Annotated in this window: 21 protein-coding genes; 6 read left to right on the forward strand and 15 right to left on the reverse strand. The window is 64.8% G+C overall.

Annotated features, from left to right (window positions below; genetic code table 11):
• Window positions 1–108 precede the first annotated feature (108 nt).
• Window positions 109–1,326 carry a phosphoglycerate kinase gene (locus SSA02_RS00540; RefSeq protein ID WP_186807606.1) on the reverse strand — a complete coding sequence of 406 codons (1,218 nt, stop codon included), beginning with the start codon at window positions 1,324–1,326 and terminating at the stop codon, window positions 109–111.
• Window positions 1,327–1,346: 20 nt separating this feature from the next.
• Window positions 1,347–2,366, reverse strand: coding sequence for a type I glyceraldehyde-3-phosphate dehydrogenase (gap, locus tag SSA02_RS00545; RefSeq protein WP_147091993.1), 1,020 nt, complete (start codon window positions 2,364–2,366; stop codon window positions 1,347–1,349).
• Between the two features lie 178 nt (window positions 2,367–2,544).
• Between gap and SSA02_RS00550 the strand changes: the two genes are divergently transcribed.
• Together SSA02_RS00550 and SSA02_RS00555 are read left to right on the forward strand one after the other, a co-directional pair.
• Window positions 2,545–3,024, forward strand: coding sequence for a hypothetical protein (locus SSA02_RS00550; RefSeq protein ID WP_246103532.1), 480 nt, complete (start codon window positions 2,545–2,547; stop codon window positions 3,022–3,024).
• A 134-nt stretch (window positions 3,025–3,158) separates the two neighbouring features.
• Window positions 3,159–4,076 carry a glucosamine inositolphosphorylceramide transferase family protein gene (locus tag SSA02_RS00555; RefSeq protein WP_147091994.1) on the forward strand — a complete coding sequence of 306 codons (918 nt, stop codon included), beginning with the start codon at window positions 3,159–3,161 and terminating at the stop codon, window positions 4,074–4,076.
• A gap of 52 nt (window positions 4,077–4,128) precedes the next feature.
• Here SSA02_RS00555 and SSA02_RS00560 read toward each other — a convergent pair whose 3' ends face one another.
• On the reverse strand, window positions 4,129–5,559 hold the full coding sequence (locus tag SSA02_RS00560) for a protein adenylyltransferase SelO (protein WP_246103533.1): 1,431 nt from the start codon (window positions 5,557–5,559) through the stop codon (window positions 4,129–4,131).
• A 112-nt stretch (window positions 5,560–5,671) separates the two neighbouring features.
• Between SSA02_RS00560 and SSA02_RS00565 the strand changes: the two genes are divergently transcribed.
• Window positions 5,672–7,003, forward strand: coding sequence for a lipopolysaccharide biosynthesis protein (locus SSA02_RS00565; protein WP_186807607.1), 1,332 nt, complete (start codon window positions 5,672–5,674; stop codon window positions 7,001–7,003).
• Window positions 7,004–7,046: 43 nt separating this feature from the next.
• On the opposite strand, the gene SSA02_RS00570 is transcribed toward SSA02_RS00565, so the two are convergent.
• The 6 genes from SSA02_RS00570 to SSA02_RS00590 all read right to left on the reverse strand — a co-directional run bounded on the left by SSA02_RS00570 (window position 7,047) and on the right by SSA02_RS00590 (window position 13,660).
• On the reverse strand, window positions 7,047–8,525 hold the full coding sequence (locus SSA02_RS00570) for an NADH-quinone oxidoreductase subunit D-related protein (protein ID WP_186807608.1): 1,479 nt from the start codon (window positions 8,523–8,525) through the stop codon (window positions 7,047–7,049).
• Window positions 8,522–9,634, reverse strand: a complete 1,113-nt coding sequence (locus SSA02_RS12620; protein WP_186807609.1) for a hypothetical protein — start codon at window positions 9,632–9,634, stop codon at window positions 8,522–8,524. Before SSA02_RS12620 ends, SSA02_RS00570 begins: the two co-directional genes overlap by 4 nt.
• Entirely contained in the window at window positions 9,627–10,181 is a 555-nt protein-coding gene (locus tag SSA02_RS00575; RefSeq protein ID WP_147091997.1) for a hypothetical protein, read from the reverse strand. The genes SSA02_RS12620 and SSA02_RS00575 overlap by 8 nt, the downstream gene beginning before the upstream one ends.
• Window positions 10,178–11,086: a hypothetical protein gene (locus tag SSA02_RS00580; RefSeq protein ID WP_147091998.1), complete on the reverse strand. Its 909-nt coding sequence runs from the start codon at window positions 11,084–11,086 to the stop codon at window positions 10,178–10,180. Before SSA02_RS00580 ends, SSA02_RS00575 begins: the two co-directional genes overlap by 4 nt.
• Window positions 11,083–12,654 (reverse strand): hypothetical protein, encoded by a 1,572-nt coding sequence (locus SSA02_RS00585; protein WP_147091999.1) that lies wholly within the window; start codon window positions 12,652–12,654, stop codon window positions 11,083–11,085. Before SSA02_RS00585 ends, SSA02_RS00580 begins: the two co-directional genes overlap by 4 nt.
• 154 nt (window positions 12,655–12,808) lie before the next feature.
• Entirely contained in the window at window positions 12,809–13,660 is an 852-nt protein-coding gene (locus SSA02_RS00590; RefSeq protein WP_147092000.1) for an aldo/keto reductase, read from the reverse strand.
• Between the two features lie 250 nt (window positions 13,661–13,910).
• Between SSA02_RS00590 and SSA02_RS00595 the strand changes: the two genes are divergently transcribed.
• Window positions 13,911–14,840 carry a cupin domain-containing protein gene (locus tag SSA02_RS00595; RefSeq protein WP_186807610.1) on the forward strand — a complete coding sequence of 310 codons (930 nt, stop codon included), beginning with the start codon at window positions 13,911–13,913 and terminating at the stop codon, window positions 14,838–14,840.
• A 226-nt stretch (window positions 14,841–15,066) separates the two neighbouring features.
• Window positions 15,067–16,437, forward strand: a complete 1,371-nt coding sequence (locus SSA02_RS00600) for an L-serine ammonia-lyase (RefSeq protein WP_147092002.1) — start codon at window positions 15,067–15,069, stop codon at window positions 16,435–16,437.
• 120 nt (window positions 16,438–16,557) lie between these two features.
• Here SSA02_RS00600 and SSA02_RS00605 read toward each other — a convergent pair whose 3' ends face one another.
• Entirely contained in the window at window positions 16,558–17,004 is a 447-nt protein-coding gene (locus tag SSA02_RS00605; protein ID WP_147092003.1) for a DNA polymerase III subunit chi, read from the reverse strand.
• A 5-nt stretch (window positions 17,005–17,009) separates the two neighbouring features.
• Complete coding sequence (locus tag SSA02_RS00610; RefSeq protein WP_147092606.1) at window positions 17,010–18,500, reverse strand: leucyl aminopeptidase; 1,491 nt, start codon at window positions 18,498–18,500, stop codon at window positions 17,010–17,012.
• Between the two features lie 187 nt (window positions 18,501–18,687).
• On the opposite strand from SSA02_RS00610, the gene SSA02_RS00615 reads away from it, so the two are divergent.
• Window positions 18,688–19,473, forward strand: coding sequence for a sulfite exporter TauE/SafE family protein (locus SSA02_RS00615; RefSeq protein ID WP_147092004.1), 786 nt, complete (start codon window positions 18,688–18,690; stop codon window positions 19,471–19,473).
• A gap of 75 nt (window positions 19,474–19,548) precedes the next feature.
• Here SSA02_RS00615 and SSA02_RS00620 read toward each other — a convergent pair whose 3' ends face one another.
• The 4 genes from SSA02_RS00620 to moaC form a co-directional block, all read right to left on the reverse strand.
• Window positions 19,549–21,636, reverse strand: a complete 2,088-nt coding sequence (locus SSA02_RS00620; RefSeq protein WP_147092005.1) for a Hint domain-containing protein — start codon at window positions 21,634–21,636, stop codon at window positions 19,549–19,551.
• A 262-nt stretch (window positions 21,637–21,898) separates the two neighbouring features.
• Window positions 21,899–22,333 carry a molybdenum cofactor biosynthesis protein MoaE gene (locus SSA02_RS00625; RefSeq protein ID WP_307723406.1) on the reverse strand — a complete coding sequence of 145 codons (435 nt, stop codon included), beginning with the start codon at window positions 22,331–22,333 and terminating at the stop codon, window positions 21,899–21,901.
• Window positions 22,334–22,335: 2 nt separating this feature from the next.
• A complete protein-coding gene (locus SSA02_RS00630) occupies window positions 22,336–22,587 on the reverse strand; it encodes a MoaD/ThiS family protein (protein WP_147092007.1) in 252 nt (83 codons plus the stop codon).
• Between the two features lies 1 nt (window position 22,588).
• Window positions 22,589–23,071: a cyclic pyranopterin monophosphate synthase MoaC gene (gene moaC, locus SSA02_RS00635; RefSeq protein WP_147092008.1), complete on the reverse strand. Its 483-nt coding sequence runs from the start codon at window positions 23,069–23,071 to the stop codon at window positions 22,589–22,591.

The following is a 23,071-nucleotide window of genomic DNA, read 5'->3' on the forward strand; positions in this document are numbered from 1 at the left end:
AATCAGTATCGAAGGGCAGGGAGGGAAAGCAAACGGAAAGGGGCGATTGTATCAGAAGGAAACCAAACGTGATGCAACCGCCCCCGGTCGTTCTGTCCGGGCTGGAAATCAGACCGGGAAGACGTGGCGCGCGGCATCCGTCAGGACCGCGATCCCGGGCAGGAGCTTGCCTTCGAGCCATTCGAGGAACGCGCCGCCCGCCGTGGAGACATAGGTCATCCTGTCAGCGACTCCGGCATGACGCAGCGCCGAGACGGTATCGCCACCACCGGCGATGGTCTTGAGCTTTCCTTCGTCGGTCAGGGCGGCCGCCTTGCGGGCGACAGCGACTGTCGCGGCGTCGAACGGAGCGATCTCGAAGGCGCCGAGCGGACCGTTCCAGACGAGCGTCCTGAGGGTTTCCAGTTTCGACTCGATCAGCGCGACGGTTTCCGGTCCGGCATCCAGAATCATGGCGTCGTCCGGCACCCGGTCGATCGCGACGACTTCGGAGGGGGCGCCTGCGCGGAATTCCCGGGCGATGACAGCATCGACGGGCAGGACGATCTCGCATCCACCGGCGCGCGCCTGATCGAGAATCTTCCGGGCCGTGTCGTGCATCTCGGCTTCCTGGAGCGAGGTGCCGACAGCGACACCCTGCGCGGCCAGGAACGTGTTGGCCATCGCGCCGCCGATGAACAGCACATCGACCTTGCCGATGACGTTGCCGATCAGATCGAGCTTGGTCGAGATCTTCGCACCCCCGATCAGGGCACCGACGGGACGCTCCGGCTTTTCGAGCGCGGCCGAGAGAGCGTTCAGCTCCGCTTCCATCAGGCGACCGGCAAAGGATGGCAGATGGCGGGCCAGTCCTTCGGTCGAGGCATGGGCGCGATGCGCGGCAGAGAACGCGTCATTGACGTAGTAATCGCCGAGACGGGCCATCATGGCCGTGAATGCGGCGTCGTTCTTTTCCTCGCCGGCGTGGAAGCGCGTGTTCTCCAGAACGAGAACCTCGCCATCCTTGAGGGAAGCCACAGCTTCCTCAGCCTTGGGGCCGACGCATTCGGGAACGAAGTGAACCTTGTGCTGGATCTTCGATTCCAGCATCTCGGCGACCGGGGCGAGAGACATGCTGGGCACGACCTGGCCTTTCGGTCGATCGAAATGACTCAGCACGATGACGCGCGCTCCCTTGTCGGCGAGCTCGCAGATCGTCGGAATCACCCTGTCGATCCGCGTCGTATCCGTGATCGCGCCTTCGCGCACCGGGACGTTGAGGTCGGCGCGCAGCAGGACGCGCTTTCCTTCGGGTGACAGATCGTCGAGTGTCTTGAAGCTGGTCATGCCCAGTTCTCCTGTTCGTCTTACAGGCTGCCGAAAAGCGCTGCCGTATCCGACATGCGGTTCGAGAAGCCCCACTCATTGTCGTACCACGCGCAGACGCGCACCATCTTGCCGCCATCGACCAGAGCGGTCTGGGTTGCGTCGAAGGTCGACGAGGCGAAGGAGTGGTTGAAATCCGTGCTCACCAGCGGTGCCTCGTTGTAATCGAGCACGCCCTTCAGCGCGCCACCGGCAGCCTCGCGCAGCGCGTTGTTCACGGCTTCGATGGAGGCCGGAGCGCGGGTCGGGATGAAATCGAGCGACACGACCGAGACGTTCGGCGTGGGAACGCGGATCGAGGTGCCGTCCAGACGTCCCTTCAGATGCGGCAGGACGAGGCCGATCGCCTTCGCGGCGCCGGTGGAGGTCGGGATCATGTTCAGCGCGGCTGCACGGGCGCGACGGGGATCGCGGTGATGCGTGTCGACCGTGCGCTGATCTCCCGTATAGGAGTGGATGGTCACCATATAGCCGCATTCGATTCCGAATGCCTCGTCCAGAACCTTGGCAACCGGCGCAAGACAGTTGGTCGTGCAGGAGGCGTTGGAGATCACCGTCATGTCCGGCGTCAGCATGGCGTTGTTCACGCCGTACACGATGGTCGCATCCACATCGGTGCCGGGGGCGGAGATGATGACCTTGCGTGCACCGGCCTTCAGAAGGGCGGAGGCCTTTTCCTTGGTCGTGAACAGACCCGTGCATTCCATCGCCACATCGACATCCTGGAACGGCACGGCTGTCGGGTCGCGCTCAGCCGAGACGCGGATCGGGCCGTAGGTGCGGCCATTGGCCTCGATGATCAGGCTGTCACCCTCGACGCGCACCGTGCCCGGCAGGCGTCCGTGAACCGAATCATAGGCCAGAAGATGGGCGTTGGCTTCGACCGAGCCGAGATCGTTGATCGCAACCGGCACGACATCCGTGCGCCCGCTTTCAATGATACCACGCAGAACCAGACGTCCGATACGTCCAAACCCGTTGATCGCGATCTTCACTGCCATTGTCGTCTCCCGGCCATTTGGCGGTTTCGTTATTAAGAGCGTCTTGCATAGCATTCTTGGATCGCGAGACGAGAGGGGGCGGCTTAAAAACTTTTCGAAAATTTCGTAAAAATTGGTGTTTCTGTTATCGCTCTCCAGCTTGTGTCCGGTCTTCCCGAAAGTTCTTGAGGTCATGACGATGACGAATGCTTCCAGCCGTGCTTTCCTGAAGGTTCGCCTTGCGCGATATGCAGTCGCTGCTCTGGCCACGGTCCTGGTTTCGGGCTGCGCCCCACCCGGACAGCGTCTGTTCAATCCCGATGCGGGAAAGCCGCCCCGGCCCCATATTCCGCCCGCCCCACCCGCGAAGCCCGCCCCTGCGCCTTTTCTTGCGATCGTGGCGGGAACGCCGGAGGAAGCATGGGCACCGGCCGTCGACCGCGCGACGAAACGCGCTCTGGCCAGACAGCCCTCGCTCCTGTTCGTCGTGTCGGTGGTCTCTCCGCGCGTCGGAAGTCCGGGGGCCCAGGTCGAGGCGCTCGAGCATCTGATTCGCGAGGACGGTCAGGCCGTGGCAGACCGGATCGTGAGTGCGGGAGCACGGCCGGAGCAGGTTCAGCTCGAGGCCCGGACAGATCCCGCCGCCCCCCGGGCAGGCGTCCGCGTCGATCTCAGATAGGCGACCGCAGCCGGAAGGCGCCGGGCTTCCCCGGTCCGTCGCCGCTTTCTGCCGGAGTTTCGTCGCCTGACATGATTTGCAACCGAAGGCGTTGGTGGTAACCACCCCTCCCGTGATCGAGGAGGGAAAGCGATATGGCGTTGCGCAAGGATATCTGGAGAACCGGCATTCTGGGCGCGCCCGTCTCCCGCCTGCTTGTCGAGAACGACTGGAGCGATATCCCGTTTCGCTGGCTTCCCGCCATGCCGCGTGCGTTCCAGTTCCGGGCGGATCCGTTCGGCGTGTGGCATGAAGGGCAGCTTCACGTCTTTCTCGAGGTCTATGATTACCGCAACCGGATCGGTGAGATCGAACTCTGCGTCTTCGACCCGGATTATCGTCTCGTCCGCAAGGAGATCGTCCTGCGCGAGGCGTGGCATCTCTCCTATCCGCAGGTGCTCGAGGCGGAGGGCGCGTTCTGGATGCTGCCAGAGGCGCATCGTTCGGGCACGCAGACCCTGTATCGGGCCACGCAGTTCCCCGACCGGTGGGAGCCTGCCTGCGAGATCGATCTGGGAGGTGAGATCGCCGTCGATGCGACGCTCTGTCGCAGGGACGATCTGTGGTGGCTCATCTATACCCCGATGGGCGCTGCAAAAAAGGCGCCGAGCTGCCTGCATGTCGCCTTTGCCGGGTCCCTTTGCGGCCCATGGCATCGGCATCCGCAGAATCCGGTACGCATCGACCCCGCAAGCGCGCGTCCCGGCGGGACGCCCGTCGTGATCGACGGTGTTCTCATGCTTCCGGTCCAGGATTGCTCGCGTACCTATGGGGGCGGCATTCGTCCGCTCTGGTTCGACAGCCTCACCCCCACCCGGGTCGAGACCCGGGCCGGGGAGGTCCTGCCGATCCCGCAGCGTTTCGCACCCTATCTGGAGGGGATGCACACACTCTCCGCCGCCGGGGATGTCACCCTTTTCGACGTCAAGGAAACGGCGCTCTCCGCGCATGGTCTCCTGATCGAGGGAAGGCGCGAGCTGGGCAAGCTGCGCCGGCGCCTCGCTCCGTCGTGACGGGCGCGCGTTCCTGCCCGATCCCGATCCCGAATCCGTGTTCGTATCCGGGTCAGGTGCCGCAATAGGTCGTCGTAACGCGTTCTGCGGGCATGGGCGGGGTCGCGTAATCCGGATCGTCACGAAAGGGTGTGGCGATATGCGTCAGCAGCGTGCGGAACGGGGAATAATCTCCCTGCTCCGCTGCCGCGATCGCCTGGGCGATACGATGATTGCGCGGAATGATGGCGGGGTTGGTTTCCCGCATGGAAGCGAGCTGATCGTCCCGCGACCGGGATTCGCGCGCCTGTCTCGCCTTCCATCGTGCGATCCAGTTTTCTTCCCCGTCATCGGTCTCTCCTTCCGTCAGGGAGAGGCCGTTCGAGAGACGGCGGAAGGTGAGGGTATAGTCCAGTTCCCGCCGCGTCATCATGGCGAGGAGGTCGCTCACGAGGGCCATGTCGGCCTCCTCGCTCAGCTGGAGGCCGAGCTTGCGGCGCATCCGGGCAAGATAATGCGCCTCGTAAGCCGGGCCGAAACCCGAGAGCGCCGTCTGTGCCCATGACAGGGCCCTGTCCTCATCGGAATCGATCAGCGGCAGGAGGGTCTCTGCCAGTCGTGCGAGATTCCAGCCCGCCATGCGTGGCTGGTTCTCGAACCGGTACCGACCGTCCCGATCGATTGCCGAAAAGACCGTATCGGGGCGATAGACGTCCAGAAAGGCGCAGGGACCGTAATCGATCGTCTCGCCCGAAAGCGCCATGTTGTCGGTATTCATCACGCCGTGGACGAAGCCGAGACTCATCCACTGCGCGACAAGATCCGCCTGCGCGTTCACGACTTTTTCGTAGAGTGTCCTGACGGGATGCGCGGTGTCCGCCGCGTCGGGATAATGGCGTTCGATGGCCAGAGCGCTCAGGAAGTCCAGGGCCTCGCGGTTCTCCCGGGCGGCGAAATACTGGAACGTTCCGACGCGCAGATGGCTCGTCGCCACCCGGACGAGGATGGCTCCGGGCTGCGGCGTGTCCCGCCAGACGCGCTCGCCTGTCAGGAGTGCGGCCAGGCTGCGCGTCGTCGGTACACCGAGTGCCGCCATGCCCTCGCTCACCAGATATTCGCGCAGCACCGGTCCGAGCGCCGCCAACCCGTCCCCCCTGCGCGAAAAGGGCGTGGGGCCGGATCCCTTGAGCTGGATATCGCGCGTCTGGCCCGACATATCGGTCACCACGCCCAGAAGATGGGCACGTCCGTCTCCGAGCTGCGGGACGAACTGCCCGAACTGATGGCCGGCATAGGCCTGCGCGACGGGGCGTATCCCGTCCGGCAGGGCCTGCCCCGCGAGAAAGGCCACGCCGTCCGGTCCGGCGAGCCAGTCGGGCGGGAGATCGAGATCTCCGGCCAGGGAAGAATTGAGTGCGATCAGGCGCGGTGTTTCGAGCCGGGCGGGATCGGCGGCGATCGCCATGGTGTCGGGAAAGGGTGCGGCGCGCAGGGAAAGACTCACGATGGACCTCGATCGGGCTGGTTTGTCCTTCACTTGGTCCCGGATGCGCCATTGGCAAAGTTTTTTTCTTCCCTCCCTTTCCATTTGCGAACCGGGCGTTCAAAACCCCTCCATGTCGAAACAGTCCTCTGCCGGACGCCGTATCGTGAACAATGTCAGTTTCCTGACATTGGGGCGTATCGCGACGGCGATATGCAGCTTTGCCTATATCGCCTTTGCCGTCCGGGCCCTCGGCCTCACGCAGTTCGGCTTCCTGATCCTCATCCACTCCCTGGGGATCATGGCATCGACTCTCTCGCGCATGCAGTCCTGGCAGACGCTCATCCGTTTCGGCAACGAGCCCTATGCCCGGCGGGATCTCGAGACCCTGCGCCGCATTCTGGGGTTCTGCATCCGGCTCGATCTGGCCTCCTCGATCGGGGCGCTGGTCATCGGACTCGTCTCGGTCACCATCTACAGTCACGTCGCTCACTGGTCTCCGACGATCCGCGGTCTCGCCTATGGCTACGCTCTGGTGGCGCCCTTCATGTACACGGGCTGGAGCAACGGCGTTCTCCGCCTGACGGAGCGGTTTCATCTCGTTCCGGTCAGCGACAGCATCACGGCAGTTTTCCGCACGATCGGTACCGGCGTGGGCTTCGTGCTGCATCTCGGGCTGGAGTATTTCATTCTCGTCTGGGCCGGAGCGGTTCTGCTCGATTACGGGCTCTTTCTCTTTTTCGCATTGCGGACCCTGCGCGACCGGATCGGATTGCGGATCGGCCCGGAAGACGTTTTCTCCCAGTGGCGCTGGCGCCTGCCCGGCATGTGGCAATTCACCCGCTCCACCACCATCAACCAGACGCTCGGCGCGGTGTCGGGTCATGTCGGGACCCTCATCGTTGGCTCGCTTCTCGGCTCGGCGGATGCCGCGGTGTTCCGGATCTGCCGACAGATCGCAGACGGGATCGTGACGCCGGCCCAGATGCTGGCGCCGGTGCTCTATCCCGAACTGGTCAAGATGCGCGACCGTCAGGACTGGTCCGGCCTCAAGCGGCTCACCTGGAAGATCTTCTTCCTGCTATGCGGCGTGTCGGTTCTGTTGCTTCTGGTCGCGGCCTTTTTCGGCGGGCACATCTTCGCGCTGATGCTTCACATCCATGTACGGGGCACGACCTATTATATCTCGGTCATGCTGGTCTCGGCGGTGCTCACCCTTCTGGTCGTACCGCTCGAGCCGCTGCTGACGGTTCTGGGGCAGATCGGGTTTCTCATGACCAATCGCACCTGGATCACGCTTGCCTATTTTCCACTGCTCGTTCTGCTGACATCGCAATGGTCGCTCGCCGGAGCCTGCTACGCGACGGCGTTCACCAGTCTGGTCATGTTCACGACACGGTTGTGGCGCGCCGTCAGCTCCTCCATGCAACCCGCGACCGAGATCCGGACGCAGGAGAACGCCTGACTTAGGAGAACGCCTGGTGCAGGAAAACGCCCGGCGCTTCCGGTCAGAGTTCGGCTCCGCCGGGATCGAAGCCGAACGAGGCAAGAACGAGCCGGTCATCCTCGCAGTCGCGCAGAAGCGAAGGAAGCACGCAGAGCAGACCGAGCGCCGGATCGCGCAGATAGAATCCGTCGAGACAGGAATCCTTCAGGCGCACCCAGCACCATATCTCGCCATGCGGCCCCTCTACCGCGCCGATCCCTTCGCCGCTCCCCGCGCCCGGCTCGGGGCGGGCGGGGAGCGTGGCCCCGAATTGCGACGAGACGCGCTCGATGCGCCGGAGCGAATCCCGGATCTCGGCAAGCCGCAGGCTTTGCCTGGCCCAGCCGTCACCGGAGAGGTGCGATCCGGCGCGGCCGGGGACGTGGCGCATGTCGTCCTCACGCTGGCGCAGATCGAACGAGCGACCCGATGCGCGTCCGGCAAGTCCGCCGATGCAGTGATATTCGGCGCGCGAAGGGGAGAGGCGCCCGAGTCCCTCGAGCCTCTCGGCCATCCGGCCGTGCAGCCCCTCGAGAACGGGCAGTCTCGGCATCATCGCATCGTGAAGATGCCGGGCGAGCGCGCGGATATCGAGCCCCGGTGCGATCCCTTCGGGCGTGAGGGAATCGGCAAGGCGCCGGTTGCCGCCATGATCGGCGCAGAGAGAAGCGCAGAGATCCTCGGCCAGAGCGGCATGGGTGGCGAGCAGCGGAAAGCCGGCGAGGCGGGCCATGAGGGCGATATCGCGACAATGGACGACGATCCGCTCGACTTCGGACAGAAGGATCCGGGCATCGCGCATCTCTGCCGACGGGACGAGACCCAGGGCCTGTTCGATGGCGCGCGTATAGGCAAGCGGCCCCGCGACGAAGGCAGCCGCGTGCAGACGACCGAGCAGAGGCAGGGCCTCCTCCGGGCGGCGCCCCTGCAGATCCCGCAACAGGCCCCTGTGAGCGGCTCCGGGGATCAGGCGCTGCTTTCGCCAGGCGAGAGGCTGCATGTCGGTCTGGAGGGAGTCGACCAGAATCGGATCGGGTGGCGCATGATCCGACTGGACGGAGCGTCGCGAGAGCGGCGAGATGCTCGCCCAGCCGCCACGATCGATGGCGGGCTCGGTATCGCTGGCGTTCAGAGGCAGGCTCCCCCAGAGATCCTGGGCGATACGTTCGGGCCAGGATGCCGGGGGGAGGGCGGCGGACAGGGCGAAATATCGTCCCTCGATCAGCGGCGTGCTGGCCAGAAGCGGCGTTTCCTGATCGAGGAACAGGGCATAGGCGCGCGTATCGTCGCACCAATGGGCGATGAACCAGCCGGGCGTCCGTGTCAGAAGCGTGCGCCATTGCGCTTCGTCCAGCGCGAAATGGAACGGTGTCAGGGCCTCTCCCTGACGGATGAAACCGGTCATGCCCTGACATGCCCCCCCGGGCGATCGGGATTCCGAGCGGGTCTCTCCGTCATGGCCGGGTCTTGCCGGATCGATGCGTGCAGGAGTCGACGTCATGGGGCCATCCAGATCAGGGGCCAGATGCGGGTCAGGAGGAAAGGGGCGGCGAGCCCGCCCGACAGCAGGAGAGCGAGGAGAACCCTCTCGCGCCGGTCGCGCGGGTCCGGACGATCGAAGCGCGCCCCCGCCGCCTGGATGCCGAGCGCCGTCAGACAGAGAATGACGGGCAGGGCACCCGACCGGAACAGTCCGACCGCAAGACCGCACATCGCGGCAAATCCCGGCCAGGGCGGCAGGCAGCAAGCGATCCATCTGCGCGTCGGTTCCGGCAGGCGCGGATCGGCCGAGAGTGCGAGGCCCGTTGTCAGAAAGAGCAGGGCAGGGACGAGACCGCCGGGGCAGGCAGCGGAAAGCGTGGCGAGTGCGACGGCCATCTGCGCGCCATCCTGCCGCGCGAGGACACAAAGCCATAGCCCGCCCAGACCGGCGAAAAGCAGGACCAGATGGGTGATCTCGCGTTCGGGGAGGCGAAGCATGAGGGCGACGGCACCGATGCACAGAAGCATGTCCAGAACCGCCGCCCTTCTGTCCGCCGGATTGTCGGAGAGCCGCTGCGGCAGGATCGTGCCGGATCCGGCAAGAAGGCACAGGCCGATGGCCAGAAAGAGATCGCCCAGACGCAGGGTGGACGGGTCATGCACGAGGCTGGTCAGGCTCGTCCCGAGAAGGGCCAGGATGAGCCCGAGGAGCCGGGCGCGCATCAGATCCCAGGCGAGACGGGCACGCGTCGTCACGAGCGTCTCGTGCAGGGCGAGAAGCATGGCGGCGCAGGCCGTCAGCGACATCACGATCAGGACGTCATGCGTGACGAGAGCCAGAAGCATGACCGAACAGGCGAGAAAGCAGAGCGACGAGGCGATGCGCCGCGCGTCTTCGCGCCAGGACATGAGCGGAATGACCGAAACCAGAAGACACGACCACCGGGTGAGCAGATCCGCTGCGGGCAGGAAGGGGATCAGGACACAGGACAGTATCGCGCCACCGACGGCAAAACGGCGTGCGGCCGGCGAGACCCGGTTCCCGGGCAGGAGGCTCATCAGGCAGGTCGCAAGGAGCGGCCATGTCGGAACCAGAAACTGCGCGATCTGACGGAGGGTTTCAGACATTGCCCGGGTCCTCCTGACGCAGCCAGGCGAGACGCGGAATGAGCCATGAAGACAGCGCGATGAGCCCGAGCCAGACGAGCAGCGCAGCGAGAACCAGCGGCCAGCTCTGGCAATAGCCGCCAAGGAGCAGCAATCCGTTCAGCATGCAGAGCAGCCCGACGAGCTGGAGCAAGGGGGCGGGGAGCGCAGCGGCACAGAGTCCGGCCAGAACCAGCCCGATGCAGATCAGAACCGGCAGGCCGGGGGTAGCGGCCAGCGCCGTGAGCAGGGTGAGCAGAATGGCCGCCGCGGTTGCGATGGTGGCTGCCTGCCGTATCCGGCGCCGCTCGCGCAGATCGCCGGATTGCCAGGAGGCATGACGTCCGAGCAGGATCCAGCCGATGCCGTTCAGAACCGGCAGAAGAACGAGAACGGCAAGGGCGGGCGGTCCGTGACCGATCAGGGAGACCGAGGCCGCACCGCAGGTTCCGTGAAGCGGCAGGATCCGGGCGTCCCTGCCGATGGCCGCCAGGGCCACGAGAAGGGTCAGGCCGAGCAGAACGATCATACCCCGATCCTCCCGGCGAGGGTGAGCAGGATCGCCCCGCCTGCGAGGACGAGGGCAAGGCGGGTCGGAGGCAGAGGCCTGAGAAGACGGGCCAGGGCGACGAATCCCGTCACGACCGCCAGCTTGACCGGCGCGACGAGAGACCAGAGCAGAAGATCGTGGCGCGTGGAGGTGTCTCCCACGGCGATGGAACCGGGCCAGAGAAGATCGGCGATCATGAGGGTCCAGCCGCAGCGGAGGAGATCGTGATGGATCCGCAGGACGCTGCGATGGCGACCGGTCGTGCGGGCGATCAGGACCTCGTGCCACCGGTCGTCGAGAAAGAGTCCGTCGAGACTCAGGATGAGGGCGGCGGCGATGAAGACAAGTCCGCCCATCAGGGCCGGGGCGGGTTGCAGCTGGCGCTGCTGGAGAAGGCCGGTCAAGGTGCCCGCGCCGGGTAACCCTACCGCGATGAGCGTGCCGCTCAGGGTCAGGAGCGGAACGAGCAGCAGAAGGGTCCGCCCGCGTCGTGCGAGGCCATCGTGAAGCGTGCGCGTGAGGGCGCGTGTCGGCATTCCGGTCAGTGCGTGTATCCAGCAGGGCGCTGCGGCCGCAATGAGCATCACGCCGCAAAGCGCAGGCTCGGACAGGAAGCCGAACAGGGTATTGGCGCGTGCGAGCGGCAGGCCCGACAGGACAGGGAGGGTGAGACAGAAACCGAGCCATGCGACAGGGGGGAGCGGCCCGCCTTGTCGCCAACCGGCGCGTATCTGTCGCCAGCGCCATCCCGGCGGGGGGGCTTTTTCTCCCCCGAGCACGGCGGACGCGCCACGATCCAGATCCGTCAGGAAAGGCGCGAGGAGAGCGAGCAGGATCAGCTGCCCGATACTTGTCAGAAGCGACAGGACGAGGGGGGCGATCATGACGTCCAGCCCAGCCAGGCCAGAGCCATGGCGAGGACGACGATCCAGAGGATCACGCCGGCTCTTGCGATGGTCTTGGCGAATGCGCGTGCCGTCGCGCCGCGATGGCCGAGAGCCACCGTCCCGGCATATCGTCGCCGGAGGAGCACGACGGGACGCCGCATCGCCCAGGGAAGGCGAAGGGCAGGAGAGGAGAGGCCGGACGATACGGGCCAGCGCGGAAAGGGCGGGAGCGATGCCGGAAGGGTGCCGAGGATCGCCGGAGCGAGGAGCGCAGGCAGCAGGAAGATCGCCGCCGGATACCAGAAGGTGCCATCTCCGCCCGCGATCGACCAGATCGGCCAGGAACGCCAGATATCCGGCCCGGCATCGCTGAGCCGCAGCAGCGCAGGATGAACGAGGCCGATCAGCAGGCCGGGACAGACAGAGAGGATCAGCCCGAGCGTGAGGGCGGATACCGATCCCGCTGCGTTTCGTCCGGCCTCGGCTCCCGTTCCGGCCCCGGCTCCCGCTCCGGCCCCGGCGGCCAGACGGTCCCAGCCGGTTTTCCAGCCGCGCAGCATGATGAGACCGATCGCAAGGCCGAGCATCATCCCGCCCGCCGTCCAGGCGGGAGAGAGCGAGCAGAGTCCGTTGACGACGTGCAGCCCCAGCCAGAGCGGCAGAAACCCGGCCAGAGGGGGAAGCGGAATGTGAAAGAGCAGGGACCATCCATGACGGCCCATTGCCTCGAGCGCGAGGGCGAGCACGAGGGCTTCGCCTCCTGCGAGTGCCGTGTCGGGCAGGCCGCCCGCTCTTGCCGCCAGCGTAAGACCGAGAAGAAGAACGGGCCATGCCTGACGGGCGTATCGCGACGGCGCGAGCAGCGTAACGACCGTGCCGGATGCGATCAGGATCAGCGGCCAGGTCATGCCCTTCATGACGAGCAATGGGGGGACGAAAAGAGACCAGGCCAGGATCGGGAATTCGGACAGGGCCGGCAACATGGCCAGACCCGGCACGGCACCGAAACCGAGCAGGGAGGGTATCGATGGCAAAGCCACGGCTGCGCAACCGGCCGGGGCGAAAAGACCCAGACGCCAGCCGCCCGAATGCCCGTTATCCGGTCTCTGGCCATGCGGGTTCTGGCCATGCGGGTGTATGCCGTTCGGGCGGCTGCGCTGCCAGAAGGCGAGGCACAGGGTCATGCAGATGACGGCATAGGCCGTTTCATGACACAGAAGCCCGAGCCCTCCGAAAAGCTCAGTCGCCCCCGAAAGCTGCGGATGCCGCGAGAGCAGTCCGAAGGTCCAGATCAGGAACCAGCACGCGGTCAGAGCGTCGAACGCGAAGAGTCCTGCCGGTGTCCCGTCGGGCAGAAGACAGCCCCAGCAGGCCAGCAGGGCCTGAAGCGCCAGCAAACCGCTCCGTATCGCCCTGCCATGACGAAACGCCAGACGGGATGTCAGGCCGCGCAGCGTCAGGCAGACGAGTACGGGAAAAAGGGGCGAAGCGAGAAACAGGGAGCGATCCTGACGGCACGATTGCGGGTTTCCCTCGTCCTTAGCGCAGATTCGGCTGCCACCCAATCGCGGGGCTCGCCGATTTCCCCCCTACTGCGCTCTCCTCGTACTCTCCCCTGTGCACGCGCGCCCCTGTTCACACGCGCCCCTGTTCACGCGCGTTCGCCACCTTCCTGTCTCGCGCCTTGCGGGCACGCGCGGGATTGGCGACGGATCCGCCTCAGATCATCGCGAGCGGCGTCTTGTGGCGCGGCGGGCCGAAACGCGCATCGAGCCGGTCGCGATCCCCGGAGGTTAGAACGATATCCAGCGCGGCCCTGTTTTCCCTGAAGTGGCGCAGCGACCCTGCCTTGGGAATGGAGAGGACATTGCTGCGGCTTATCGTCCAGGCGAGAGCGATCTGGGCCGGCGTGGCGGGGCCGGACGCCGTTTCATGGTCTCGCGCGATTTCTGCAAGGACGGGATCGTGAAGCAGATCGCCTCCCTGGCCCAGCGGCGAATAGGCAATCGTCACGATATCGTTCTCCCGATCCCGTGCCAGAAGGTCGAATTCCGCGCCGCGTTCTTCCAGATTATAGAGAATCTGATTGGCCGCGCATGTCTCCGCTCCTGCGATCGCGTCCAGCTCCTCCATATCCTCCGTATCGAAATTCGAGACGCCCCACTGGCGGATCAGCCCGTCCTGTTGCAGCGCGATCAGCGTATCGACCGTCTCTTCGAGAGGAACGCTGCCGCGCCAGTGCAGCAGATACAGATCCAGCCGGTCGGTACCCAGCCGACGGAGGGAGTCCTGACAGCTCTGTCGTGTGCCGCTTCGGCTGGCATGGGAAGGCAATACCTTGCTGATGAGAAAAACCTCGTCCCGGCGCCCGGCGATCGCCTCACCCACGAGCTGTTCGGAACGGCCACTGCCATACATCTCTGCCGTATCGATCACGCTCAGACCGGAATCGAGACCGGCTCTGAGGCTTGCCACCTCATCCGCACGATTCGCCTTCGAGTCCCCGAGATTCCAGCTTCCCATACCCAGCGCCGGAACGCTGACCCCATTGCGAAACGTGACCGTTTTCATGAAGATCTCCTCTGACTGTGAAGAGCAGAGCGTTTCGCAACCGGGCACGTTCGTCTTCACGACCGATTAACCGGGCAGCCAGATCATCACGAAAATGCGAGGATAACGCGTTCCTGACCGATCGGACGTTATCGTGCCCATGCCGGATCGCAGTCGGGCCGGATCGCAACCGGGCCGGATCGGGGCTGCGGAGGCGTTCCGGCTTCGGTCTTCGTCATTCGAAGAGGGTCATCCGAAGGGGAGAGCGACCATGAAAGCTCTGGATCGTCGGTTTTTCAGCTTCTTTCGCGGGGGCGCCGTGGCGCGTGCGGAGCGCGCGCCGTCTCTCCCGATCGAAGCCTGTGCCATAGGGCTCTCAGGCAGGACCATCCGGATCGGGGCCGAATGTCACATCGTTCATCGCGCGCTCGGCGCCCGGCACGAGCCCTCATCCTGCCACGCGACCGGTTGGGGGGTCGTGCTCGCCGGTGAGGCCCAGCTGATCCTGAGCGGCGAAGGACCGGAGCCCGCCCGGCTTCTGCGCCTCCGCGAGGGCGATGCCTGGAGCATTCCCTCCCGCATGACGGGACGCATCGCCTGTCTCGGATCGCAACGGGTGCGCTTTCTCGCTCTCGTGAGGGCAGGCGCTGGCATAAGGACGAGCGCTGACATCGGGACGAGCGCGGGCGATTCCGATGCGGGGGTGCCTTCACACCGCCGGGAAGGAGATGATGGCCCGCAGGAGCGCGGCTATTGTCACAGGAAAGACGCCCAGCCCGCCCGGCAGACGGACTGGGGCACTCTGCGCGTGATCGAAGGGGATCGTTTCCACGATCCCGACGCGCCCTCCGCAGCCCTCGTCGCGTTGCATCCCGGATGCAGCACCGGGCTGCACTGGCATCTCAATACCGCGACCTGGCATATCTGTCTCGAGGGCTGCGCCGCGCTCACCTGTCTCGACGATGGGGGCCGGTCACGCGAGACCGGATTCGTGCCGGGGACCGTCCTTCGAACGCCCCGCGCCCGGGGATATTCCATGCGCAATACGGGCCGCCATCCTCTTCTTGCGCTCGAGATCTTCCAGTCGGATCATTATCACGATCTGTCATTGCCCGAATGGCTCGCCTGTTGCCCCGCCGAGGAGATCGCCGCCTATCTGCGCGTCGATCTGCCGACATTGCGGCACTTCGCCCAGCTGTAACCTCCGGGAAGAGGGACGGAGCCCCAAAAGACCCGGGCTTCTCCCGTCCGGAAAAAAAGACCGCAGATCCATCCGCTCCTGGACTCGGCGGGTTGCGTTCGTCCGGTCGGCACGGCCAGATAGCATCCACCCTCTTCGCCGTAGCCCATCCCGCAGGAATGAACTCGCTCAGGCGATATCGTTCATGTGCGGCGAAACGCTCCGCTTTCCACGTTCCGGGACCCGCATGATCAGCCTGTTCGACCTCTTCAAGATCGGTATCGGTCCGTCTTCGTCCCATACTGTCGGGCCGATGCGGGCCGCACAGCGTTTCGCCTCGTCCCTGCCTGCCGACGGTTCGATCCATCGCGCAAGGGTCACTTTGTACGGTTCGCTGGCCTGGACGGCAGAGGGACATGCGACCGACAAGGCCGTCATTCTCGGTCTGTGCGGGGCGCTTCCCGCGACGATCGATCCGGATGAGGCGGAGGCCATTCTGTCGGAGGTTCACCGGACCGGTTTCGTGCGTTGCGACGCGTGGCATCTGGCATTCGACCCCGAATGCGATCTCGTTCTGGATCGGGAGACTTCGCCTCCGGTTCATCCCAACACATTGCAGTTCGAGGCTCTGTCATCCGACGGGCAATGTCTGGCGCTCTCGCGCTTCTGCTCGGTGGGCGGAGGGTTCATCGTGCCCGAATCCGCTACCGAGAGCACGGGATACACCCTGCCATCGGTGCCTCATCCGTTTGCCAGCGGGGCGGAGCTTCTTGCACGGTCGGACGCACAGCAATGCAGCATCGCCCGGATCGTCATGGAAAACGAGATGGCGCTTCGACCCGCTTCGGAAATCGAAGCCTATCTCGACGGGATCGTCGATGCGATGATGCGCTGTATCGCGCGCGGCATGACCCGTCGGGGCCATCTGCCCGGACGGCTCAGGGTGCGTCGCCGCGCGGCTGCCCTGCACGAGAAGCTTCTGGAACGCGAGCGGACGAACAGTCGCTCGGCTCATGGCATCATGGACTGGATCAGCCTGTTTGCGATTGCGGTCAATGAGGAGAATGCTGCCGGGGGGAGGGTCGTCACGGCGCCGACCAATGGCGCAGCCGGGATCATTCCTGCGGTCCTGCGCTATTATCGCGAGTATTGTGCGCCGCTTTCTCCTGCGACGATCCGTCAGGGCACGCATGACTTCCTGCTTACCGCAGCGGCCATCGGAGGGCTTTTCAAGCTCAATGCCTCGATTTCCGGCGCCGAGGTCGGATGCCAGGGGGAGGTCGGCGTCGCCTCCTCCATGGCGGCGGCCGGTCTGGCCGCAGCGCTGGGCGGCACCCCGGCCCAGATCGAGGATGCGGCCGAGATCGGGATGGAGCATCATCTCGGTCTGACCTGCGACCCGGTGGCTGGTCTTGTGCAGGTGCCCTGTATCGAACGCAATGCATTCGGAGCGATCAAGGCCATCAATGCGGCGTCTCTCGCCCTTCACGGCGATGGCGAGCATCTCGTCTCGCTCGATCAGGTCATCAGGACGATGGCGGAAACCGGACGCGACATGAATCACCGTTACAAGGAGACATCGCTCGGCGGGCTTGCGGTCAATCTGCCTGAATGCTGAGAACGGCAGCGGCGCGCGCGGATATCGGGCGGTTCGCGACAGGGGCCGGAAGGGGCGGAAGACCGGGGCGGGTTCGGCCCGTTCCGTAAGGCTCCTTTTCCCCGGCCTCTTGTGCCGGGTTTATTTCGCCCTGCGCCAGCCTTGCGCCTGCTGCTGCCAGTAGGCGAGCTCATGCCCCTCCTCCCTTGCGCGGCTCCAGAGCGCGCGGGCACGTGTGAGGGCGGCCTCATCCTGCCCGTCGAACAGGACGAATACGCGCGCGAAGCGCGCGAGATCGTGGTCGGGCGCCGCATCGGTCAGAAACAGGAAACGCGCCTCATTCGGAACGTCGTCGCTTTCGGTCAGCCAGATGGGCTGCCGGGCAGCATGACCCTGGCTGCGGCTCCCGTGAGGGAGCCAGAGCGGAGATTTCGCCTTCCACAGGGCGTCGTCGAGCTGCTTGACCGTAGCGAGGTCGCGGCAGCGTATGACGGCGCGTTCTCCGCTTTCGAGCGTGCGGCCGAGAAGGGGAGGAAGCGCCTCCCCCGGCGCCGAACGCGTCAGATGATAGAAGCCGATCTCCGCCATGCAGGTCAGGTCGTCCGGCTTTCATGACGCCGCACGAGACTGTCGAGAAGACGCACGCCGAACCCGGTCGCACCCTTGGGGCATTGCGGTGCGGCATCTCCACGCCAGGCCATGCCGGCAATATCGAGATGCGCCCAGGCGGTATCTCCGACAAAGCGGGCGAGGAACTGCGCGGCGGTGATGGCGCTTCCCGGACGGCCGGTGATGTTCTTCATGTCCGCGATATCCGAACGCAGCTGACGATCGTAGGCCTTGCCCATGGGCATCCGCCAGACAGCCTCTCCGGTTTCCTCTCCCGACTGGAAGAGGGCTCCGGCAAGGGCGTCGTCATTGCTGAACAATCCTGCCCGCACATGACCCAGGCTGACCACGATCGCGCCGGTCAATGTGGCGAGATCGACCATCAGCTTCGGCTGGAAGCGCTCCCGCGCATAGGCGAGGACATCCGCGAGGACGAGGCGGCCTTCCGCATCCGTGTTGAGAACCTCGATCGTTTTACCGGCATAGCTGCGCACCACGTCTCCCGGGCGCTGCGCATTGCCCGACAGCATGTTCTCGACCAGGCCGACCACACCGATCACATGAGCTTTCGCCTTGCGGCGCGCAACGGCCTCGAGGGCACCCACGACCGCGGCCGCGCCGCCCATATCGGTTTTCATCTCATCCATGCCCGCAGCAGGCTTGATGGAGATGCCACCCGAGTCGAAGGTGACGCCCTTGCCGATGAAGGCAAGGGGGGCCTCTTCCGAGCCGCGATATCGCATGATGGCCACCCGGGCTTCCTGCACGCTGCCCTGGGCAACCCCGAGAAGCGCTCCGAAACCGAGGCTGCGCAGGGTCGAAGCGTCGAGAATCTCGACTTCCACGCCAAGATCCCGGAGCGTCTCGATCCGGCGTGCGAATTCAGGCGGGGTCAGGACATTGGGCGGTTCGCTGACGAGGTCGCGCGCGCGGAAGATACCGGCAGCGACGGCCTTCAGGCTGTCCCAGTCGCGCTGCACGGCATCGGGGGCGAGCACGCCGAGATTCAGACGCTGCAGCCGGGGAGGAGAGTCCGGATCGGGCGTGCGATACCGGTCGAACTCATAGCGGCCAAGCACGGCGCCGAGTGCGCCATGAGCGGCAAACCCGCCGCATTTTCCGACGAAGGCCATATCGGCATGGGTGGCCCCGCGCAGCGCCTTGACGGCCTGGCCGCCGGCTGCCTCGATGGCTGGACCATCGAGGTCTTCATCGGCGCCGCAGCCGATCAGGACGATTCGGGCCAGAGCCGCACAGGGGGCGAGCAGAACGCAGCTCTGATCGCGTTGCCCCTTGTATCGCGAGATGGCAACAGCCCGGCGCAACGCGCCTCCCGTTACGGCATCGAGCCGGGAGAAGGGGCCGTTTGCGACGTCGAAATCCGGACCGGTCAGGAGAACGAGAGTCTGTTCCGATTCCGGAGCGCCCGTTCCCTGCAATATGGGGAACTGGGCCTGGATCTGGATGTCGAGCATGGTGAGTCCGGTTTTTATGGGCATGGTGTCGGCATATTGGCCGCTGGCAGATGTGGCGGCAAGGCACGGCATGGCATAGCACGCTCTCGGAGCGTTATTAATTCAAACAACTATCATCGTTGATTGTAGTCGGGTTTTATGGCCTAGTCCTTTTCCGTGTCGTTCACACCTCCGTTTAGGCCATCCCATGTCTCTCCTTGCTGACCTCAATCTGCTCTATGTTCTGTCCGGTCTGGGCGTCGGTTTTCTGGTGGGGATGACCGGAGTCGGCGGCGGATCGCTCATGACGCCGCTCCTGATTCTCCTGTTCAAGATTCATCCGCAGGCGGCAGTCGGTACCGATCTGCTCTATGCGGCGATTACCAAATCCGTCGGAACGCTGGTGCATGGACACAGGGGGGCGGTCGAGTGGCGCGTGGTCGGACGGATGCTTGCCGGAAGCCTCCCGGCAACGCTTGTCGCGCTCGTCTTCCTTCACTGGTACGGCAGCCCGTCGCACGATACGACACGGCTGATCTCCACGGCGCTCGGAGTGGCGCTTCTGGTGACGGCTCCGAGTGTGTTCTTCCGCAAGGAGCTTCAGGCCTGGTCTCACCGCAAGGCCGGGGCTCTCTCCCCCGATCAGGCCGCCTGGCTGACCGTGCTGCTCGGCGCCGTCCTCGGAATCATGGTGACGCTCTCTTCTGTCGGTGCCGGTGCGATCGGCATGACGGTGCTCATCCTGCTCTATCCGTCTCTCGGGACGGCCCGGCTCGTGGGCTCCGACATCGCCCATGCGGTGCCTCTGACCTTTATCGCAGGCATGGGGCACTGGTGGCTCGGTGCCGTCAAGCTGCCCATGCTGGTCTCTCTGCTCTGCGGTTCGATCCCGGGAATCATTCTGGGAAGTCTCTGCGTGGGACAGGTCAATGAGCGCTTCCAGCGTGGATTGCTCTCCATCGTTCTGTTCATCGTCGGATGGCGTCTGGTCTGAGGGCGCCCCGGCCGGAAAAAGCCCGGTTTCCGGCGCGCCCTGTTTCTCACATTGCGGTTTTACGCGATCGCCCGGTCAGGCGACGTGCAATGTGCCCGCATCTTCCTGTTCTGCCTCTTCCCGTCCTGCGCAGCTTCTGGCCGGACCCTCGTCCAGGATCTCGATCGAGAGGATCGTCGTCTCCGGCTTTTCGGAGCGATGACAGGGCAGGAGGGCGAGGCCGCGCGTCCAGCGCATCTCCGGGGATTCGACATCGTGCCAGCCCTCTAGCGTCTGGCGCTCGTGATGGCCGGTCACCGGTCGCACACCCGAGGAATCGAATTGCATGATCTGACCGACGAGCACGCCGAGTTCGCGTCGATCATCCACGAAGGGACCCTCGACATCGCAGGGCCGGGCCGTTCCGACACGCAGACGCAGGGGGGCCAGAGAACCGTCGATATGGAAGATGTGACGCCTGCCGTTCACGCGGCGGGCGCGATGGACCTGTCCCTTCCGGTCGATGAGGCAAGGCATCTGTCTCGTCGTGACGCGACCGCGCTTTTCGGCATCGGCGACGAGGCCAAGCTGAAGACTGCGCTCACGCAGCGCCTGCCAGATCGGCTCCACGAAAACGCGGGACGTATCGCGTTCCAGCCCATGGGGATGCGATCGCTCCTCACTGCGCTCGGTCTCGTCGAAATGGCTTTCGGTGCGCACGCCATTGGCGTCGATCACATGATGATCCGCGCAGGAGACATGATAGTAGTCGTATTCGGCGATGTCGGTCTCGTAGCGTATGCTCCCGCCATTCACGAGCATACGGACCGGCACGAAACGCCCCTCGAGCAGGAAGCAGTGTTCGGGGGTCACGAGAAGATCCTCGAAAGGACAGTTCTCGGCGAAGGCATGGCGATGCACGCGCACGGGATATCCGGCACGATCTCCGCTCAGGCGCGTATCGACCCTGAAGCGCATTTTCGTGACGTGCTCCACCACGGCGACCGCGTCGATCCCTCCGTCGAAGACCGGCAGCGTATCGCCGGGCTTGAGGGTCTCGACCGCGCGATAGCCGTCGATCGTGCGGATCAGGGAGCCCGGGAGAAAGCAGGAGGGATCCATCCCGCCCTGAATGGAGGCGTTGCTCCCGGCGCCGATGCTGGGATTGACGATTTTCCCGGTACTCGCCACCCATACGCCAGAGGCCGTGTCTCCGGTGCCGATGATCGGATCGATCGCCGTGCCGTCAATCCTGTTGAAGGTCGTTTGCGCGTAGCCGAGATAGAGATCGCTCTGGGAGACGGCGCCCTGCTGGATCGTGACGCTCCCGGCAAAGACGTTCGAGACGCTGAGCCCGCCCGGATTGATCATGGCCGGTCCGGTGAAGAACGAGTTCCGTACCTCACCGCCGTCTTCCACGACGATCTGTGCATTGGTGGTGCCGTCGATGTAGACATCGCTGACGACGGCGCCGCTCTGGACGACCAGAGCGCCCGCCGTGAAGCGGACCCCACCGGCCGGGGGGGTGACGACCTGGGTCGAATCGGCGCGGTTGACGAAGACGGTCGCACCGCTGACGACCCGTGCGTCCCAGATCCCGCTGAGGGTGAGAGCATAGCCGGGAGCGCTCGGCGCGTTCGACGGAACGGCATCGCCATAAGCGGTCGCGATATTGATGCCCGTGACGCCGGGATCGGCCGTAACGCCGCTGACGGTTGCCCCCGAGGAGATGTAAACGAAGCTTCCCGAGCCGAAATGCGGCTCGAGAATCGATGCGCCGGATTCGACGGTGAAAACGGGCCCCCAACTGGACTGGAACGACCCCGTATAGGTGAAACTGTCCGCGACCGAGCTGCCGCCCGCTTCGATATGCGCGCTGAAGATCTTGTCGAGGCTCGCGCCGGTATAGCTGTTATGGATCGTCGCACCGCCGGAGGAAACGACGAGAGATCCGCCGCTGATCGTCGATTCGGCAAGCGTTCCGCCCGACTGGATCGTGATCGACGCCGAGGTGCCGGTCAGGCCCGATACCGTCGCCCCTCCGGTGATGATCAGGGAGGCGCCATCCAGCGTGACAGAGCCTGTGACAAGGACATCCTGTCCGCCGGGGATGTGGCTGGTATAAGTGAGCTGGCCGTTGCTCATTACGGCGGACCAGGTTCCCGTCAGACTGGTAGTCATCATTCATCCTGTGGTTGAGTTTTCAAAAACAGGAATGATTATCGGGTATGGTATGGTATTCCGTTAGTAGAATTTTAAAACTTTTTGTGTTTGCTCGGTAGAGATAGCCAATTCGCGATTATTGTTACGAAAAGTTGATTGTTTCTGACAAAAAATATCCGGAGCTGTCGTGCAATTGCCGCGCCGGATCCGTTCCTGCCGGTCTCCTCATGCCCGGACCTCTCCCGCCCGGAACCTTCATGCCCGGAACCTTCATGCCCGGGCGCTAGACGGAGAGATCGGACTCTGTGTCGTGGCAGGCGATCCACGCGCTCTCGCCATCGGCATAGCGTTCCCGCTTCCATATGGGCACGCGCCGCTTGATCTCGTCGATCACGTAGCGACAGGCCGAAAACGCTGCGTCGCGATGGGCGGCCGAGACACCGATCCATATCGCCATATCGCCTATGTCGAGCGTGCCGGTGCGATGGATGGCGGCGGCGGCGACGATGTCGAACCGGTCGCGGGCTTCCTCGAGGATGCGCAGGGCCTCTGCATGCGCCAGCGGCGCATAGGCCTGGTAGTCCAGACCGAGTACGGCCCGACCGTCACTGTGATTGCGCACCCTTCCTTCGAAGCTGCAATAACCGCCCGCTTCGTCGCGTCTGAGCGCATGGTCGAGTTCGGCCGGTTCGATCGGGGTATCGACGAGACGGAACATGCTCATCCTCCCGATACCGGCGGAATGAACACGACATGATCCCCGCTGGACGGAGAATGGGTCCAGCAGACGAAGGCACCGTTGACGGCGACACGCAGACGCTGGCGCGGCAGGCTGAAACCGTGACGCCGGGCGAGATCGTCATAGAGATCGGCCAGCGTATCGGCCCGGGTCTCGTGTTCTTCCCGGGCGCAGCGGGCTTCGTCCCGCAGCAGAGCGAAATATTCCAGCGTCACCCGGATCGGCTGCGTCATGTCAGCCCGCCGCTCCGCCGAAATCCCGCTTGCCGCCCGTCTTGCCCAGCAGGCGCACCTCCCTGATCACCATGTCATGGGTCAGGGCCTTGCACATGTCATAGAGCGTGAGCGCGGCGATACTGGCGCCGGTGAGCGCTTCCATCTCGACTCCCGTCCGGCCTTCGCATTTGACACGGCAATCGATCACGGCCTCGTCGCCCTCGATGGCGATATCGACCGTGCACCCCGTCAGCGGCAGGGGGTGGCAGAGCGGGATCAGCTGGGAAGTGGCTTTCGTTCCGGTGATTCCCGCAAGCTGCGCGACCGTGAGAACGGCGCCCTTGCGGGTCATGTATCCCGCCTCGGCCAGAGACCGGGCGACATCCGGCGGAAAGACGAGCCTGGCCTGTGCGTGGGCCTCCCGCCGGGTCACGGTCTTGTCACCGATCTCGACCATGCGGGGGCGCTCGCCTTTCGCGTCGACATGGGTCAGTCCAGCCAT

This window comes from Swaminathania salitolerans, from assembly GCF_007988945.1.
GTDB lineage: Bacteria > Pseudomonadota > Alphaproteobacteria > Acetobacterales > Acetobacteraceae > Swaminathania > Swaminathania salitolerans.